The organism is Arsukibacterium sp. (genome assembly GCF_036735525.1).
In the GTDB taxonomy this organism is placed as follows: Bacteria; Pseudomonadota; Gammaproteobacteria; order Enterobacterales; family Alteromonadaceae; genus Alishewanella.
On record NZ_DAINOE010000076.1, the window covers coordinates 1 to 15,663 of the forward strand.

Consider the following 15,663-nt stretch of genomic DNA (forward strand, 5'->3'; position numbering starts at 1 on the left):
GTCGTAGCTTAGCCCCAACTGTTGCATCATCTCAAGCACCTGATAAAAATGGTGCAACTCTTCTTTAATCAGCAACACCATTTTATCAATTAAATCCTGACCATAAGCGGATTGCGCTTTGGGAAGCATCGACTTTTTCAGCTTAACCTCACCCAGTGCTCGCCAATCGCCTTGCTGGCGGTAAGTATAATCTTCATACGGCTTAAGCCACTGTAATAACGCCTCAGCACTGTGCTCATCGACCGCATAACGGCGAATTAAATACATCGCCGATTGCGCCGCTTTTAATTCACAGACCAGATGATCACTCAATAAAACCGGCAAACTTTCTGGCTGCGCGGCCAGTGCTAACCAGGCATCGGGGGTGGCACAAGGTAAAAAATCATTGATTGGCTTAAGTAAGGCTTGGGTTTCGGCCGTATGCATAACAACTACACTTAAAAAAACATGGCACATTATAGCCCATGCCTTGCTTTGCACCAAGTTTGCGCCAGCGCAAGCATTTGCTGAAATATAGAGCAAAGTGCTTGACGAACGTGCAGAATTTGGCCATAACTGACGCAAGGGCGATCATAGGTTTGCCCGAATATGGGGCGTAGTACAAGGATAATAATTATGATACTGAACCATTTATGGGGCTTATATGCCCACCCGAAAGAAGAATGGCACACTATAGATGCCAGACACGAAAGTTTCCGCTACAGCTTGGCGCACATTATGATAGTGGCGCTTATTCCGGCTATTTGCACCTATTTTTCAGCTGTCCACCTGGGCTGGAGCATTGGCGTGGGAGAGCGTATATACCTTACTGCTGACAGCGCGACGCTGATTTCAGTAGCGATGTATTTTGCACTGATTATTGGCGTATTCGCTTTAGGCCTTTTGGCTCACTGGATGGCCCATACCTTCGGTGCAGAGCCGACTTATACCCAAACACTGGAACTGGCGGCCTATACCTCTACGCCGCTGTTTATGGTGGGTTTTGCTGCCCTCTACCCAGAGCTGTGGTTTGTCATGTCAGTGGGCCTCGTCGGCTTAGCCTATTCAGTATATCTGCTGTATGTCGGAGTACCGATACTGATGCATATACCGGAAGAGCGCGGCTTTATTTACGCCAGCTCAGTGGTGACCTGCGGTTTAGTGCTGCTGGTATGCGTAATGACTGCAACCGCCATTTTATGGAGCTCAGGCTTCGGTCCGGCGTTCACCCACTAAACTGAGTTTAGTTAAACGTATAAAGGCGCCTGTTGGCGCCTTTATTTTTGTAACAGTACGTCTGGTGCAATAGTAATACTGCAAGCTTAGCCTTCGTTATAGGTTTCCAGATTCGTCGCCATAGACATGGTCGCACCCGATTTGGCATCATCGCTGCGCATCTGATCTAAGCGGTTTAAGTAATCCTGATCGATATCGTTAGTCACATAATGGCCATCAAATACCGAGGTTTCAAACTGGCTGATCTCAGGGTTTTCCGAGCGTACAGCGGCAATCAAATCCGGTAATGACTGGAAAATCAGGCCATCAGCACCTATGGTGTCGCAAATGCTGTCGACATCATGGCCGTGAGCAATCAGCTCGTTGGCAGAGGGCATATCAATACCATACACATTCGGAAAGCGGATCTCCGGCGCGGCTGAGGCAAAATACACCTTGCGGGCGCCGGCTTCGCGTGCCATTTCAATAATCTGGCCAGAGGTGGTACCGCGGACAATAGAATCATCGACCAGCAGTACATTCTTGCCTTTAAACTCCTGCCAGATAGCATTGAGTTTACGTTTAACCGACTTTTTACGCTGGCCCTGGCCCGGCATAATAAAGGTGCGGCCAATGTAGCGGTTTTTAACAAAGCCCTGGCGAAACGGTAGGCCCAGCTCATTGGCAATTTCCAACGCCGCATCATTACTGGTTTCAGGAATAGGGATAACCACATCGATATCCAGATGCGCCCACTCACGTTTAATTTTCTGGCCCAGCACCTTGCCCATCGCCACCCGTGAGGCATAGACTGAAATATTATCAATGGTCGAATCCGGGCGGGCAAAATACACATATTCAAAAATACAGGGCGTGTAGTTAGGGTTCTCAGCACACTGATGGGTAAAGAGCTCACCCTGCTCAGTGATATACACCGCTTCACCCGGCGAAATGTCTCTTAGTACGGTAAAGCCATCTGCATCAAGTGCCACGCTCTCAGACGCCACCATATACTCAGTGCCTGCCGCAGTTTCGCGTTTGCCCATCACCAGCGGCCTGATGCCATTAGGGTCACGAAAGGCCAGCAAGCCATGACCGATAATCAGTGCCACTGCAGCATAACCGCCCCGCACCTTGCGATGTACATTGGCCAGCGCATTAAAAATTTGCTCGGCTTCTAATTGCATTGTCGATTGACTGTGCAATTCGTGCGCCAGCACGTTTAGCAAGACTTCAGAATCTGAGGTAGTGTTGATGTGGCGACGGGCAATGCGGAAAATTTCGTCTTTAAGTTCGTGCGAATTGGTTAAATTGCCATTATGCGCCAGCGCTATACCAAAGGGGCTGTTGACATAAAAAGGCTGGGCTTCTGCAGTACTGGACGAGCCTGCGGTGGGGTAACGCACATGGCCAATACCAATATTGCCTGACAGGCGCTGCATATGGCGGGTTTCAAACACATCTTTTACCAGACCATTAGCTTTGCGTAAGCGCAGCGTATTATTGTCAACGGTAACAATGCCCGCAGCATCCTGCCCCCGGTGTTGTAATACTGTCAAACCGTCATATAATGCCTGATTAACCGGATACTTACCTACGATACCAACAATACCACACATTGATTTTTCCTCGCCAGGCTATGGCTTTTGCATAAAACTAGAGTGTTGTTTCAAATAATCGAAAAACCACTCAATGATAAAACCGAATTCGGGGATCAAGCTGGATTGCTGCCACCACTGCGCGGTAGCCGCTGGCGTAAAAGCGTCCATAAAGAACAGTACAGCACTGACCACCAGCACGCCACGCAAGCCGCCAAATACCAGCCCCAGCACTCTGTCAGTGCCACTTAAGCCAGTGCTTTGTACCAGTTTGCCTACCACGTAATTCACTAAGGCGCCCAGAATCAGTGCAGCAATAAATAAGATAGCGATGGCCGAAGCGTTACGCAAAGTGGCATCAGAAATAGCCGTAAAGTAGCCAGCCAGGTGCGGATAATAAAAACTGGCAATGAAAAACGCCACTATCCACACCGCCAGTGAGATGGCTTCTTTAACGAAGCCGCGGACCAGGCTAATTAACGCCGATAAGGCAATCACCGCCAGTATTACAAAATCAACCCAAACCATTTGCTACCAAAGGATGCTTGATGACGGCGCGCATTCTACCAAATCACAGCGCAGCATGCCTAATTATTTTCAATAGGCTGATAACTGATCACGTTTAACCGCTCAATACCGGTCAACTGCTGCAAAGCTGGCAGCTTGCGTTCTAACTCAGCTTTACGCAGGTCTGGGCCAACTAACACGCTGGTCAGCTGCTGGCCGGCGCTGTTAGTAATATTACGGGTAAAGGCCGGATGGCCGGCATCCCGTAACTTTTTCAGCAAGGCATTGGCATTTTGCGGGTTACTAAAGCTGCCAACCCTCACCACCCAGGCAGCCTGTCCAGCGGCGATGGCCGTACTGCTATTTGCCGTAGCAGGTTGAACTGGCGTACTGGCAGGCGTCGCGGTGGCGAGAGGCGGAGTTGCAGCGGGTGTGCCCGCTGTCACACTGGCATAGCTTTGTGATGGCAAGCCATTATCATCTTCGTTGACTGAAGCGGACTCATCTTCCACGGCAACTTCATTGCTCACTGCCGGGGTTTGCACCAACTCGCGCTGTTGTTGTAAAGCAGGGTTATTAAAAGGCTCTACTTTATGTAATCCCTGAAACTCTGGGCGGTTTGGGATCACTTTAAAATCATCTTTTACTACCTGCTTTTCACCATCCAGCAAGTCGGGTAAAAAGATAATGGCTGCTAACACCAGGATGGTGGTACCCAGCAAACGGTGTTTAAATGCTGCTGTCATTCTGCCTCCTTCATGGTTATGGCCATTACCTCTGATACCGTTACAAAAGAGCCGAATATGACTAAAAGCTCATCATCTGCCAGTTCAGCGCGCAGCTGATTAAATGCCGGGGCTAATTGCTCATGTTTAAGGCAAGACACTGACGCCGGCAAGGCCGCACTCAGCTGCGTAGCACTGGCGCCGCGGCCAGTATGCAAGGTCACAAGATGCCACTGATCAATCAATGACGTCAAGGGCTGCAGGCTTTGCTTAAGGTCTTTATCCTTCAGCATACCGACCAGCGCCAGCACCCGTCGATACTTGGGTGCCACTATTGTCAGCTGGCTGGCCAGATAGGCAGTTGATTGCGGATTATGCGCGACATCCACTAAAATCGCGGGCTTGCGGCCTAACCATTGCATTCTTCCGGGCAAATTTAGTGTGGCTAAACACTGTTGCAACTGGTTGGGCGTTGGCAATAACTGCAATGCGGCCAGTGCCGCCAGGCTGGTGGCAATATTTTGTACCGGGATTTGCGCTAAAGGTAAGTTGCGGTATTGCTGAGCAGAATCTGGCAGGCTAGCGCCTGGCAACTGGTCAAACTGCCAATGCCAATGCCACTGCGCTTGCTCCAGCTGATAATGATATTGTTGCCCAACCGCCACTACTGTACTGCCAAGCAGTTTCGCATGCTCAAGTACCGAGAGGGGCGGCTGTGGGTCGCCCACGATCACCAATTTACCCGGGCGCATAATCCCGGCTTTTTCGCGTCCAATGGTTTCGCGGTCATTCCCCAGCCAGTCCTGATGGTCTAAATCAACAGTGGTAATAATCGACAGCTCAGGCTCGATGATATTAGTGGCATCTAACCGCCCTCCCAGGCCCACTTCTATCAGGCAAAAATCGGGGGCAGCCTGTCGCAATAACCAAAAGGCCACCAGGGTGGTAAATTCAAAATAGGTAAGCTCAGTGTCACCGCGCAATGCTTCAACCGCAGCAAAGCCGGCCAACCATTGCTCGTCGGGGAGATCCTGCGCGTTTACACGCAGGCGCTCATTAAAGCGTAGCAAATGGGGCGAGCTGTAAACGCCAACACTAAAGCTCTGAGCCAGCAATAATTGCTCTAAGGTACGGGCAGTGGTGCCCTTACCATTAGTGCCGCCAATTAAGATAGTACGGCCGGGCAGTTGCTGTAATTGTGCTTTTGTTGCCACAGCGGCAACCCGGCTTAATCCCAGCTCAATGTTATCTATCGGATGGCGTTGTTCAATATAACAAAGCCAATCGGCCAGGGTGTGGCACAATTGGCTGGATAAAGTTGGTTGCGGCATAAGTCCCTAAACGGCAGTAAACTCAGTGTCAGGCGCCGGCAATTGCATAAATTTCGCCAATAACCGGGCCAGGGTGTCGCGCATTTTACGCCGGTCTACAATCATATCAATAGCACCGTGCTCTAATAAAAATTCACTGCGCTGAAAGCCTTCAGGGAGTTTTTCACGTACCGTTTGCTCGATAACCCGTGGGCCGGCGAAACCAATTAACGCTTTGGGCTCTCCAATATTGATATCGCCAAGCATAGCTAAACTGGCAGATACGCCGCCCATGGTCGGATCGGTTAATACCGAAATATAGGGCAGCCCCTGCTCACTCATCCGCGCCAGCGCGGCACTGGTTTTTGCCATCTGCATTAAGGAGAACAGCGCTTCCTGCATGCGGGCACCACCACTGGCAGAAAAACAGATAAAGGGAATTTTGTGTTGCAGCGCATAATCCACACCAGCCACAAATTTAGCACCAACCACCGACGCCATAGAGCCGCCCAAAAATTCAAATTCAAAGGCCGCAGCAACTACTGGCATTCCTTTAAGGGTGCCGTGCATCACAACCATCGCATCTTTTTCGTTGGTGTCTTTTTGTGCAGCCAGCAAGCGGTCTTTGTAACGCTTACTGTCTTTAAATTTCAATAAATCCTGCGGTTCCATGTCAGCGGCCAGTTCAGCAGTGGAGTTGGTATCAAACAAGTGCTGCAGCCGCATCCGGGCATTAACCCGCATATGATGATCACATTTAGGGCAAACACCCAGATTGCGATCTAAATCGGCTTTATATAATACGGCATCACAGGAGGTACATTTAGTCCAGACTCCTTCAGGAATATTGCGACGACCCGAAGTAGAGGTTCTGGGCAGGATTTTTTCTAACCAACTCATAATAATTCCTATGCAAAAGGCATTTGGCTACCAGCACTAAAGTGCGCAAAAAAGGCCTAAAAACGCCGAAAAAAACTAAACGGTGGCTATTAAAGCACAAATGACCCGTTACAGAATATAGCTAACTGGTCTTAGTAGTCTAGCAAACAACTACGCTAATAACCGCTATCAGCTAAAAACAACGGCCCTTCTGGCGAGTCCGGAATAGCAAACTGCTCTGGATAGTCAACTTGCACTAAATACAAGCCCCCCGGCTTGGCAGTAGCTGCTGCGGCATTCCGATCTTTATTGTGTAGTAACTCGGCCAGCCAGCTTACCGGTTTACGGCCCATGCCCACTTCCAGCAAACTGCCGGTAATGTTGCGCACCATATGATGTAAAAAGGCATTAGCTTTAATATCCAGCACAATATAGTCGCCTACCCGCGCTAAATCTAAATGATGAATATTACGAAACGGTGTTTTAGATTGGCACTGAATGGCTCTGAAGGCACTAAAGTCATGCTCACCCAGTAAGGCCACGGCAGCCTGACGCATCAGGTCAAGGTCAAGTTGCTGGTGGTAATGACTTAATCCGGCACGAAGTATGGCCGGACGATAGGCTTTGTTATAAATAATATAACGGTAGCGACGGGCAGTGGCACTAAAGCGGGCATGAAAGCTGTCAGGTACCACTTTGGCCCAGCGCACAGCAATTTGATCTGGCAACTTGCTGTTAGCCCCCATGATCCAACCTTTGGCATCTCGTACTGCGTTGGTATCAAAATGCACCACCTGAGCCGTTGCATGCACACCAGCATCGGTTCTGCCAGCACAAAACACTTCCACAGGATGATTGGCGATAGCAGATAATGCTGTTTCCAGTTCCTGCTGAACGCTGTTCACTTCCCGCTGCCGCTGCCAGCCAAAAAAGCCAGCGCCATCATATTCTAATCCTAACGCTATACGCATCTGCCACCCTCTGCCAAACCGCGGCGATTATACCGCAGTCAACGCCGGATGCCAGTGAAAGCTATTCGCTGGCTTTGAGCTTCAATGCTTCTGCTTTAACATGCTCTGGCGCCTCTGACTGTTGTAACTCGTCAATCAGTTGTAGCGCATTTTCCTGTTCGCCAATTTCAATATAGGCTCGGATTAAATCCAGCTTCACGGCAAAACCGGCGTCTTCTAAGTCAACATCTTTAGGGGTATCACTGCCGATCACATCTGCAAACTCGGCCAAGCCAACATCAACATTTAATTGATTAAAGCGCTCGCTATCTTCCTCGGCATGCTCGCTGGCCGTCAATAAATGGTCTATCTCAACAAAGTCCTCATCCTGCATCAGTGCCACCTCATCGGAGGGCACCAGCACAGTAGCTAACGTTTCAGTCGGGGCTAAGGCTTCAGTATCTATGTCTTGCAAGTCAGCTTGATCCAGGGCGTCGGCTTGCTGCTCCAGTGTTAAAAGCATAGTGTCAAAGGGCGTTTGCTCCAGTTCACTGAGCGCTTCATCCACTAAATCTAATTCAGGATACGATTCGAGCATCTTACTGGGGTTTTCTACCGACAACGCTGCTTCACTGGGCCGACTGACGCTTTCATCTTCAATGCCCTGCAAATCCAGGTTAGTCAGGGTAGCGTCTTGCTGCTCATCTTCACTATCCGGTTCTGCCAACTCGTCCATCTGAGCAACATCTTCAAGTGAATCAATATTTTGCGCAAGAGCTACGGGGGACTCAACTTGCTGCAGAATGTCTTCCAACTCAGCTTGCAACAGCTCAATACTTGCGGTGTCATCATCGGCCTGCTCGCTGCTCAACTCAGAAGCTGTTTCTGCAGCCAGTTGCTCGGCAAAAGCATCTAATTCACTGCTGTCGAACGGTTGCTCTGTGGGATGTTCGACAAAATTAACATCCAGCGCTATCTCTTCGTCATTAAGCTGCACGTCTGCAGATAGCTCAGGGGCTAACGCCTCTTCGTCCTCAGGCTCTGACGGCATCAGTGCAGCTTGTGCATCGGCTAACTCAGCCTCATCCAATGAGGGCTTTGTATCGAATTGGGCAGTAGCAGTAGCGGCAGCGGTAATGGCACTGACATCTTCGTCGTCCAGTGGGATATCCAGCTCAATCTCTTCCAACAGATCATCCAACTCATCATTGGAGAGCTCATGGCTGGACAACTCCATTGCGTCCCGGGCAGTGTTTAGCCCCTGCACTTCTGCCGTTATTTCAACAGATGACTCAGATTCAGTTTGTAAATCAACGATTTCTTCGTCGTCATCATCAGCCAACAGTAAGGCATTTAAATCACTGTCAGATAGTATATTATCAGCATCAAACTCAATGTTATCTGTCTCTGCCACCGGATCTTTGGTATCCGAATCAAACGCATTGAGATCATCGTCAAGCACATCATCCAGTAAATTAGTATCTAATAAATCATCTTCCAGCTGATCAGTAATTAACAGATCATCACCCAGTAAATCATCATCCAACAACATATCATCGGTAAAATCGCTTAGCTGCTGTTCCGGGGTGGAGTCTGTGGCGCTTTGGCTGTTAAAGCTGTCATCCAACAGGCTGTCATCAATTTCAAACAGACTAATATCATCAAAATCATTGTTATCCAGCGGCGGCAACGGTGATTGGTAACCGGCCTTAGCTGCGGGCTCAGCTGTCGCGGCACTCACCACTTGTTCAGATGCTTTGCTGCGCCGTTTGACCCATAACAACACGCCAAACAATAATAATAATGCGGGTAAAGAAGCCGCCAGTAACCAGCCTATCGGGCTACTCAACCACTGCGCTACACTGCTACTTTGTTCTGCTGCTGCGGCTTCTGCAGCGAGTCTGGCCTGCTCTGCCGCTAACAATTCCGCTTGTTGTTGCAGTAATAAATTAATTTGCTGCTGTAACAGGCTGTCTTCGCTTAGCTGGGATTTGAGCGCGACTAACTCCGTCTCTAACCGGCCTAAACTGTCTTTCAGTTGGTTATTCTCATATACAATGCTTTCAATTAGTTGCATTGAATTAGTAAAATCACTGCGTAATTGCTCTAACTGCGGCAATAGCGGATTGGTCTGCGTATCCGCAGTTTTCAGCGCAAGCCTGGCCGCCTCTCGTCGGTTACGCTCGGCCCATTGTCTGTCATCGGCTTCTGATTTACGGCGGGCCAACTCAGCATCAATCTGACGTATAGCTCGTAAATCAGGGATAGTTAAGATGGCACCTGGGCGCAAATGATTTAAGTTGCCATCGATAAAGGCATCAGGGTTAAGCAGCATTAATGCATACATCACCTGGTAATTACTGACACTGTCATTTGGCCGAATTTGTTCAGCAATACGCCATAAAGTATCGTTTGCCGTTAAGGGCCCCAACTGACGTTGTTGCAACTGACTGTCTGTGTCACGCGGTCCACGTAACTGAGTGTTAGTTGTCTCAGCCAGTGCCAGTGACGAAAAATTGACAAGCAGCAGGCATAACAGTGTACGAACAAGCATTAATTATCCTTACCAGGGCTATTACAGCTATCTTAATTTTTTGATGCAAACGGTGTTCCACAATTTACATTCAGCTAGTTGATGTGCAAACTATAAGGCAGTATATAAAAAAAAGCTCCGATTGGAGCTTTTTTTTATTTTGCGAATTAAACACGGATTACAGATAATCGCGGATCAAATGCTCAGCGATCTGGATACTGTTAGTAGCTGCGCCTTTGCGGATGTTATCGGCCACCACCCACAGGTTTATACCCTGCTGATGGGACAAATCTTGCCGGATGCGACCAACAAATACCTCATCCTTGCCGGTAGCGCTGCACACTTGCGTTGGAAAATCAGCATTGTCTTCCAGTAACACCACGCCAGGCGCTTCGGCCAGCAAGGCCTTGACCTGTTCAACACTTATCGGCATCCGGGTTTCAATGTGTACCGCTTCAGCATGGCCATAAAATACCGGCACTCTAACAGCGGTTGCGTTAACTGCGATATCGTTATCAGCAAAGATCTTCTGCGTTTCCCAGTGCATCTTCATTTCTTCTTTGGTGTAGCCGTTATCCATAAACACATCAATTTGCGGGATCACGTTAAACGCAATTTGCCGGGCAAACTGACCATCGCCTTCCAATGGCCGGCCATTCATCAATTGCACCGTCTCAGAGGCCAGCGCATCGACTGCATGCTGCCCTGCACCACTGACAGACTGATAAGTGGCCACATTAATACGGCTGATACCCACGGCATCATAAATCGGTTTTAACGCCACCAGCATCTGAATGGTTGAGCAATTGGGGTTGGCGATAATGTTGCGATTGCGATAATCAGCAATAGCAGCGGCATTGACCTCAGGCACCACCAACGGAATATCGGCGTCATAGCGAAAATGCGAGGTATTATCTATGACTACACAACCGGCTTCAGCCGCTTTTGGGGCATAAATAGCCGATACACTGCCACCTGCTGAAAACAGCCCGATTTGCGCCTGACTCCAGTCAAACTGCTCTGCGTTCAGCACCGTTATTTTTTTTCCTTTGAAGGTAACAGTGCCACCAGCAGAGCGACTGCTGGCCAGTGCAAATAATTGGCCTACCGGAAAATCCCGTTGCTCAAGGATTTCAATGAGATGTTGGCCGACCAAGCCGGTCGCGCCTAAAACAGCGACATTATATTGTGACGCCATGCCTGTATTCCTCTTTTAATTACTGACCACTAAAGCCGAGTTGCTGCGCCAGCGCCGCCCCGGCGCCGGTTACCGTTAATGAGCTGAATTCACGTCGCGGCGGATAAGATTTTCTGAGCCAGTCAAAACCCTTTTCTGCCAGATGAAAACGTAATAAGGCATCATCACGGCGCACATCATATATCATTCTGCTGACATTTTGGACATCCGGAAGCCCAAATACGGAAGAAATATGTAATTGTTGCAATGCTGCCGCGGGCATAAAATGCTGTAACTTGTGTTCAACAGGAAGTTGCCATTGTTGACACAGCTGCTGATACAGCATTTCGGTGCCACGGGCCTTACCTTCCACACTATGACCGGCAATATGGGCGGTGGCAATATCAGTGAAGGCAAGTAAGGGAGTGAGAATATCGGGCTCGCTTTCCCATACATCCAGCACCAGCGGCCGGCGCTGTTGTTGCTGAGCGATCAGTAACGCCTGATTGTCTATTACGGCGCCACGGCTGGCGTTAATCAGTGCGCAGCTTGCAGATAGCCGCTGTAATACTTCACTATTAATCAGATGATGGGTTTGCAGCGGGCCTTTTTTTATTAACGGCGTGTGCAGGCTAATAATATCGGCGTTAAGGCAGAGGCTGGCAAAATCGGTGTGTTCAAACTCAGGCTCAAGTTGTGCGCGCAGAGGATCACATTGTAATACCTTAATCCCCAGCAGTTGAAGGGTGTGCACCAAGCGACGACCAATATTGCCGCACCCTACCACACCGACTGTTTTATCCGCTAATTGCCATTGATAGCGTTCTGTTAACACCCAGATACTGCTTAGCACATATTCCACCACAGATTGCGCATTACAACCGGGCGCCGAATAAAATGGGATACCGCGCTTAGCCAGATAAGGCTGATCTATATGATCCATGCCAATGGTGGCCGTGCCCACAAAGCGCAAACGCTTATTGTCGGCCAGTAAGCTGGCATCTACCTTAGTTATAGAGCGGACCAATAACACATCCGCATCTACCAACTGTTCTGCGCTGACCTTACGGCCATCAAAGCGCACGACCTCGCCCAGTGACTGAAAAAACTCACTGACCAAAGGCATGTTTTCATCTGCGTATATTTTCATTAAAGATCCTAAAGCTAACCCGCTGGCAGTGTAGCAAAAAAAAAGGCCAGACTTACAGGACGTCTGGCCTATTTATTACAGTATTTAAGCTTTACGCACGGTATTTTTGCATCACCAGCGTCGCATTGGTACCACCAAAACCGAAGCTGTTAGACATTACGGTATTCAGTTCAGACTGAGTGGTTGTAGTGATAATATTTAAGCCCGCAGCCGCCTCATCTAAAGTACCGATATTAATAGAAGGTGCGATAAAGTTGTGCTGCATCATAAGCAATGAATAAATGGCTTCGTGCACACCGGCAGCACCCAGCGCATGGCCGGTCATCGCTTTAGTGGCACTGATAGCTGGAGATTGACCGGCAAACACTTGCTGAATCGCCGCCAGCTCTTTTACATCGCCTACCGGCGTGCTGGTACCATGAGTATTGACATAGTCAATCTTACCGCTGACACCTTGCATGGCCATTTCCATACAACGCACAGCGCCTTCACCACTGGGTGCCACCATATCGTAACCATCAGAGGTCGCGCCATATCCGACTATTTCAGCATAAATCGTCGCGCCACGGGCCAGTGCATGCTCTAATTCTTCTACTACCAAAATACCGCCACCACCACTGATCACAAAGCCATCGCGATCGGCATCATAAGTGCGGCTGGCTTGTTGTGGTGTGTCATTATAGCGGCTGGATAAGGCGCCCATCGCATCAAACTCCATCGCCAGCGTCCAATGTACCTCTTCACCACCACCGGCAAACACGATATCCTGCTTACCCAGTTGAATAAGCTCTACAGCATGGCCAATACAATGTGCACTGGTGGCACAGGCAGAACTGATAGAGTAATTCACACCTTTAATTTTAAAAGGTGTGGCCAGACAAGCTGAGCAAGTACTGGACATCGTTTTTGGCACGGCATAAGGCCCTACCCGCTTAACGCCTTTTTCACGTAGGGTATCGGCCGCTTCAATCTGCGCTTTTGATGAAGCGCCACCAGAGCCCACCACTAAACCAATACGTGGATCTGAAATTTGTTCCACAGTTAAACCGGCATCGGTAATGGCTTCCTGCATGGCGATATAAGCATAGGCTGCGGCATCACCCATAAAGCGCATGGCTTTACGGTCAATCAGGCTGGCTGGGTCTAATTTAATATCTCCCCACACCTGAGAGCGTAAACCATACTCTGCAAACTCAGGCGCAAAATTTATTCCGGATTTACCGGCTTGTAATGCCGCCAACACTTCTGCCTGATTGTTACCGATACTCGATACAATCCCCAATCCCGTAATAACGGCTCTTTTCATGCTTGCTTCCTCAACCTGCTTTTGGCAGTAATATTCACTATTCAATTCTGGCGTATTGTACGGACTTTAACTGCCAAACTGGTCAGCTTTGAGCGCACAACTGTACTCTGTTTTTAATTTTGCGTCAGCCTGAGGTAAACTACAAGCCGATTTTTCAGCTCAGGTTCTGCTATGCAACCACTTTGCCACGCCAAGATCCACTTTAATGACCACGGCACCCCGGTGGCCTCTGACTTTGATGATATTTATTTTTCGAACGAAGGTGGTCTGGCAGAAACCGATTACGTGTTTTTGCAGCAAAATGGTTTACCCGAACGCTGGCAGCAACACCCCCTACGCCACTTTCATATTATGGAAACCGGTTTTGGTACTGGCGCCAACTTTTTACTCAGCTGGCAGCGCTTTCGGGCGTTTCGTAAGCGCTCGCCCGATGCAAGCTGTCAGCGGCTGTACTTTAGTAGTTTTGAGCAATTTCCACTAACACTGGCTGATTTACAACAAGCGTTGCAGGCATTACCGCAATTAGCTGAATTACATCAGGCGCTATTGGCAGTGTACCCACCGGCACTCAGTGGCTGTCACCGTTTGGTGTTCGATCAGGGTAACGTAGTGCTGGATCTGTGGTTAGGTGATGTCAATCATTTACTGCCGCAATTACCGCTCTCTAAAGTCGATGCGTTTTTTCTTGATGGCTTTGCGCCCGGTAAAAACCCGCAAATGTGGCAGCCTGAGTTATTTGCACAACTGGCCCGTTTCAGCGGTGAGCACAGCAGTGTCGCGACTTTTACCGCCGCTGGGCTGGTGAAACGCGGCTTAGCAGATGCCGGTTTTGTGGTGAAAAAAGTAAAAGGCTTTGGCCGCAAACGCGACATGTTGACGGCAATCTGGCCAGGGCCAGATAAGCTTTCCCCCGCGCCAGAGCAAGCGGTGGTCATCGTCGGTGCAGGCTTAGCCGGCCTGACCCTAGCATTAAAGTTAGTGCAGCAAGGCCGGGCCGTACAAATGCTATGTGCCGATGCCAAGGTGGCCACTGGTGCCTCACATAACCGGCAAGGCGCCTTTTATCCCAATCTGAATGCCACGCTTAACCCGGCCAGCCTGTTGCACAGTGCGGCATTTTACTATGGCCGACAGCATTATCAGCACTGTATTGAGCAAGGTATGGATATACCGCTGGATTGGTGCGGAGTGTTACACCTGGCCAGCAACGAGCAATTACAGCAAAAGCAGCACGCTTTACTTAGTCAGGGAAATTGGCCAACACGTCTGGTGCACGGTGTTGATGCTGCCGAGGCCAGCGAACTGGCGCAACTCCCTCTGCCCTGTGGTGGTATTTTTTTTCAGCAAGGCGGCTGGCTAAGTCCGCAAACTTACTGTCAGGCGGTATTTAACTATCTGCAACAGCAGTCTCTGTTTAGCGCCGTATTTAATTGCCGCCTAGAACAACTGCAACATCAGGGGGAGCAGTGGTTACTAAGCTGCAGTGATGGCCAGCATTACCTGGCATCGTGTGTGGTGTTGGCATCTGGCGCTGATTTGACGTCCTTAGCACCTTTCACTGTGCTGCCACTGCGTAAAGTTCGCGGTCAGGTCAGCCATATTGAACAAGCGCCCTTAACCTCACTTAAAACCGTTATTTGTCACAAAGGTTACCTGACTCCTGCCTGGCAAGGGCAGCATGCGGTGGGTGCTACTTTTGACAGAGACAGTAAACATTGCGATGTTTTGGAGCAGGATAATGTTGACAACCTGGCGCAGTTAAACCAACAACTACAACAGCCTGGCTGGTTTGCCGGAGCTAAAGTGGTAGGTGCAAAAGCCGCCTTCAGAGCCACTTTACCAGACCACTTACCCATGGCAGGAGCCTGGCAACAACAGCCTGAACTTATGGTGTTTAGCGGTCTTGGTGCCAGAGGCCTGCTATTTGCCCCCTTACTGGCTGAATATATTGCTTGTCAGCTCAATCGGTTACCGCTACCTTTAACGACAATCACTGCCAACAGCTTGTCACCTATGCGCTTTTTAAAAGCCTAGAACGCCCCGGAGCCTTTGATGTCAGTAAATTTGCACATCCTGATAGCTGAAGATGATGAATTTTTAAGTGCATTATTACAGGCGCAATGCGGCAGTCTCGGTTTTAGCAGCACCGCTGTAGCTAATGGCGAACTGGCTGTCAGTGCTGCATTGAGTTATCAATATGATGTGTTACTGATGGATATTCAGATGCCAGTGTGCGATGGCATTGCAGCGATGACCTTGTTAAGGCAATTGGGCTATGAACGGCCGATTATTGCCATGTCTTCTGACGATGTTCAGGCCGAAGGATTTGATAAA

The 15,663-nt window shown here is 49.3% G+C and carries 14 protein-coding genes; 3 read left to right on the plus strand and 11 right to left on the minus strand.

All coding sequences use genetic code 11. The annotated features are described in order from the left end of the window. Nucleotides 1-426, minus strand: a 426-nt coding sequence (miaE, locus tag V7D78_RS13345) for a tRNA isopentenyl-2-thiomethyl-A-37 hydroxylase MiaE (protein WP_333608947.1), incomplete at its 3' end; no start/stop codon positions are given. Nucleotides 427-615: 189 nt separating this feature from the next. Here miaE and V7D78_RS13350 point away from each other — a divergent pair. Next, nucleotides 616-1,215, plus strand: coding sequence for a Yip1 family protein (locus V7D78_RS13350; RefSeq protein WP_333608948.1), 600 nt, complete (start codon nt 616-618; stop codon nt 1,213-1,215). Between the two features lie 86 nt (nt 1,216-1,301). Here V7D78_RS13350 and purF read toward each other — a convergent pair whose 3' ends face one another. The 10 genes from purF to fabB all read right to left on the minus strand — a co-directional run bounded on the left by purF (nt 1,302) and on the right by fabB (nt 13,329). After that, nucleotides 1,302-2,813 carry an amidophosphoribosyltransferase gene (purF, locus tag V7D78_RS13355; RefSeq protein ID WP_333608949.1) on the minus strand — a complete coding sequence of 504 codons (1,512 nt, stop codon included), beginning with the start codon at nt 2,811-2,813 and terminating at the stop codon, nt 1,302-1,304. A gap of 18 nt (nt 2,814-2,831) precedes the next feature. Next, a complete protein-coding gene (locus tag V7D78_RS13360; RefSeq protein WP_333608950.1) occupies nt 2,832-3,320 on the minus strand; it encodes a CvpA family protein in 489 nt (162 codons plus the stop codon). A gap of 59 nt (nt 3,321-3,379) precedes the next feature. After that, nucleotides 3,380-4,045: an SPOR domain-containing protein gene (locus V7D78_RS13365; RefSeq protein WP_333608951.1), complete on the minus strand. Its 666-nt coding sequence runs from the start codon at nt 4,043-4,045 to the stop codon at nt 3,380-3,382. Continuing rightward, on the minus strand, nt 4,042-5,355 hold the full coding sequence (gene folC, locus V7D78_RS13370) for a bifunctional tetrahydrofolate synthase/dihydrofolate synthase (RefSeq protein WP_333608952.1): 1,314 nt from the start codon (nt 5,353-5,355) through the stop codon (nt 4,042-4,044). The genes V7D78_RS13365 and folC overlap by 4 nt, the downstream gene beginning before the upstream one ends. A 6-nt stretch (nt 5,356-5,361) precedes the next feature. Next, on the minus strand, nt 5,362-6,234 hold the full coding sequence (gene accD, locus V7D78_RS13375) for an acetyl-CoA carboxylase, carboxyltransferase subunit beta (RefSeq protein ID WP_333608953.1): 873 nt from the start codon (nt 6,232-6,234) through the stop codon (nt 5,362-5,364). Between the two features lie 155 nt (nt 6,235-6,389). Beyond that, entirely contained in the window at nt 6,390-7,184 is a 795-nt protein-coding gene (gene truA / locus V7D78_RS13380; RefSeq protein WP_333608954.1) for a tRNA pseudouridine(38-40) synthase TruA, read from the minus strand. Between the two features lie 61 nt (nt 7,185-7,245). After that, complete coding sequence (locus tag V7D78_RS13385; RefSeq protein ID WP_333608955.1) at nt 7,246-9,717, minus strand: FimV/HubP family polar landmark protein; 2,472 nt, start codon at nt 9,715-9,717, stop codon at nt 7,246-7,248. Nucleotides 9,718-9,874: 157 nt separating this feature from the next. Further along, a complete protein-coding gene (locus tag V7D78_RS13390; RefSeq protein ID WP_333608956.1) occupies nt 9,875-10,894 on the minus strand; it encodes an aspartate-semialdehyde dehydrogenase in 1,020 nt (339 codons plus the stop codon). Between the two features lie 19 nt (nt 10,895-10,913). Beyond that, complete coding sequence (locus tag V7D78_RS13395) at nt 10,914-12,023, minus strand: 4-phosphoerythronate dehydrogenase (protein ID WP_333608957.1); 1,110 nt, start codon at nt 12,021-12,023, stop codon at nt 10,914-10,916. A gap of 91 nt (nt 12,024-12,114) precedes the next feature. Then, complete coding sequence (fabB, locus tag V7D78_RS13400; RefSeq protein WP_333608958.1) at nt 12,115-13,329, minus strand: beta-ketoacyl-ACP synthase I; 1,215 nt, start codon at nt 13,327-13,329, stop codon at nt 12,115-12,117. Between the two features lie 171 nt (nt 13,330-13,500). On the opposite strand from fabB, the gene mnmC reads away from it, so the two are divergent. Beyond that, nucleotides 13,501-15,363 (plus strand): bifunctional tRNA (5-methylaminomethyl-2-thiouridine)(34)-methyltransferase MnmD/FAD-dependent 5-carboxymethylaminomethyl-2-thiouridine(34) oxidoreductase MnmC, encoded by a 1,863-nt coding sequence (gene mnmC / locus V7D78_RS13405; RefSeq protein WP_333608959.1) that lies wholly within the window; start codon nt 13,501-13,503, stop codon nt 15,361-15,363. 18 nt (nt 15,364-15,381) lie between these two features. Next, the coding region (locus tag V7D78_RS13410; RefSeq protein WP_333608960.1) for a response regulator at nt 15,382-15,663 on the plus strand (282 nt) is incomplete at its 3' end.

Coding starts and splice junctions, on each gene's coding strand:
- V7D78_RS13360 (WP_333608950.1), bottom strand. CDS start 3,320: ATGGTTTGGGTTGATTTTGTAATACTGGCGGTGATTGCCTTATCGGCG.
- V7D78_RS13365 (WP_333608951.1), bottom strand. CDS start 4,045: ATGACAGCAGCATTTAAACACCGTTTGCTGGGTACCACCATCCTGGTG.
- V7D78_RS13395 (WP_333608957.1), bottom strand. CDS start 12,023: ATGAAAATATACGCAGATGAAAACATGCCTTTGGTCAGTGAGTTTTTT.
- V7D78_RS13385 (WP_333608955.1), bottom strand. CDS start 9,717: ATGCTTGTTCGTACACTGTTATGCCTGCTGCTTGTCAATTTTTCGTCA.
- fabB (WP_333608958.1), bottom strand. CDS start 13,329: ATGAAAAGAGCCGTTATTACGGGATTGGGGATTGTATCGAGTATCGGT.
- mnmC (WP_333608959.1), top strand. CDS start 13,501: ATGCAACCACTTTGCCACGCCAAGATCCACTTTAATGACCACGGCACC.
- accD (WP_333608953.1), bottom strand. CDS start 6,234: ATGAGTTGGTTAGAAAAAATCCTGCCCAGAACCTCTACTTCGGGTCGT.
- truA (WP_333608954.1), bottom strand. CDS start 7,184: ATGCGTATAGCGTTAGGATTAGAATATGATGGCGCTGGCTTTTTTGGC.
- V7D78_RS13350 (WP_333608948.1), top strand. CDS start 616: ATGATACTGAACCATTTATGGGGCTTATATGCCCACCCGAAAGAAGAA.
- folC (WP_333608952.1), bottom strand. CDS start 5,355: ATGCCGCAACCAACTTTATCCAGCCAATTGTGCCACACCCTGGCCGAT.
- V7D78_RS13390 (WP_333608956.1), bottom strand. CDS start 10,894: ATGGCGTCACAATATAATGTCGCTGTTTTAGGCGCGACCGGCTTGGTC.
- purF (WP_333608949.1), bottom strand. CDS start 2,813: ATGTGTGGTATTGTTGGTATCGTAGGTAAGTATCCGGTTAATCAGGCA.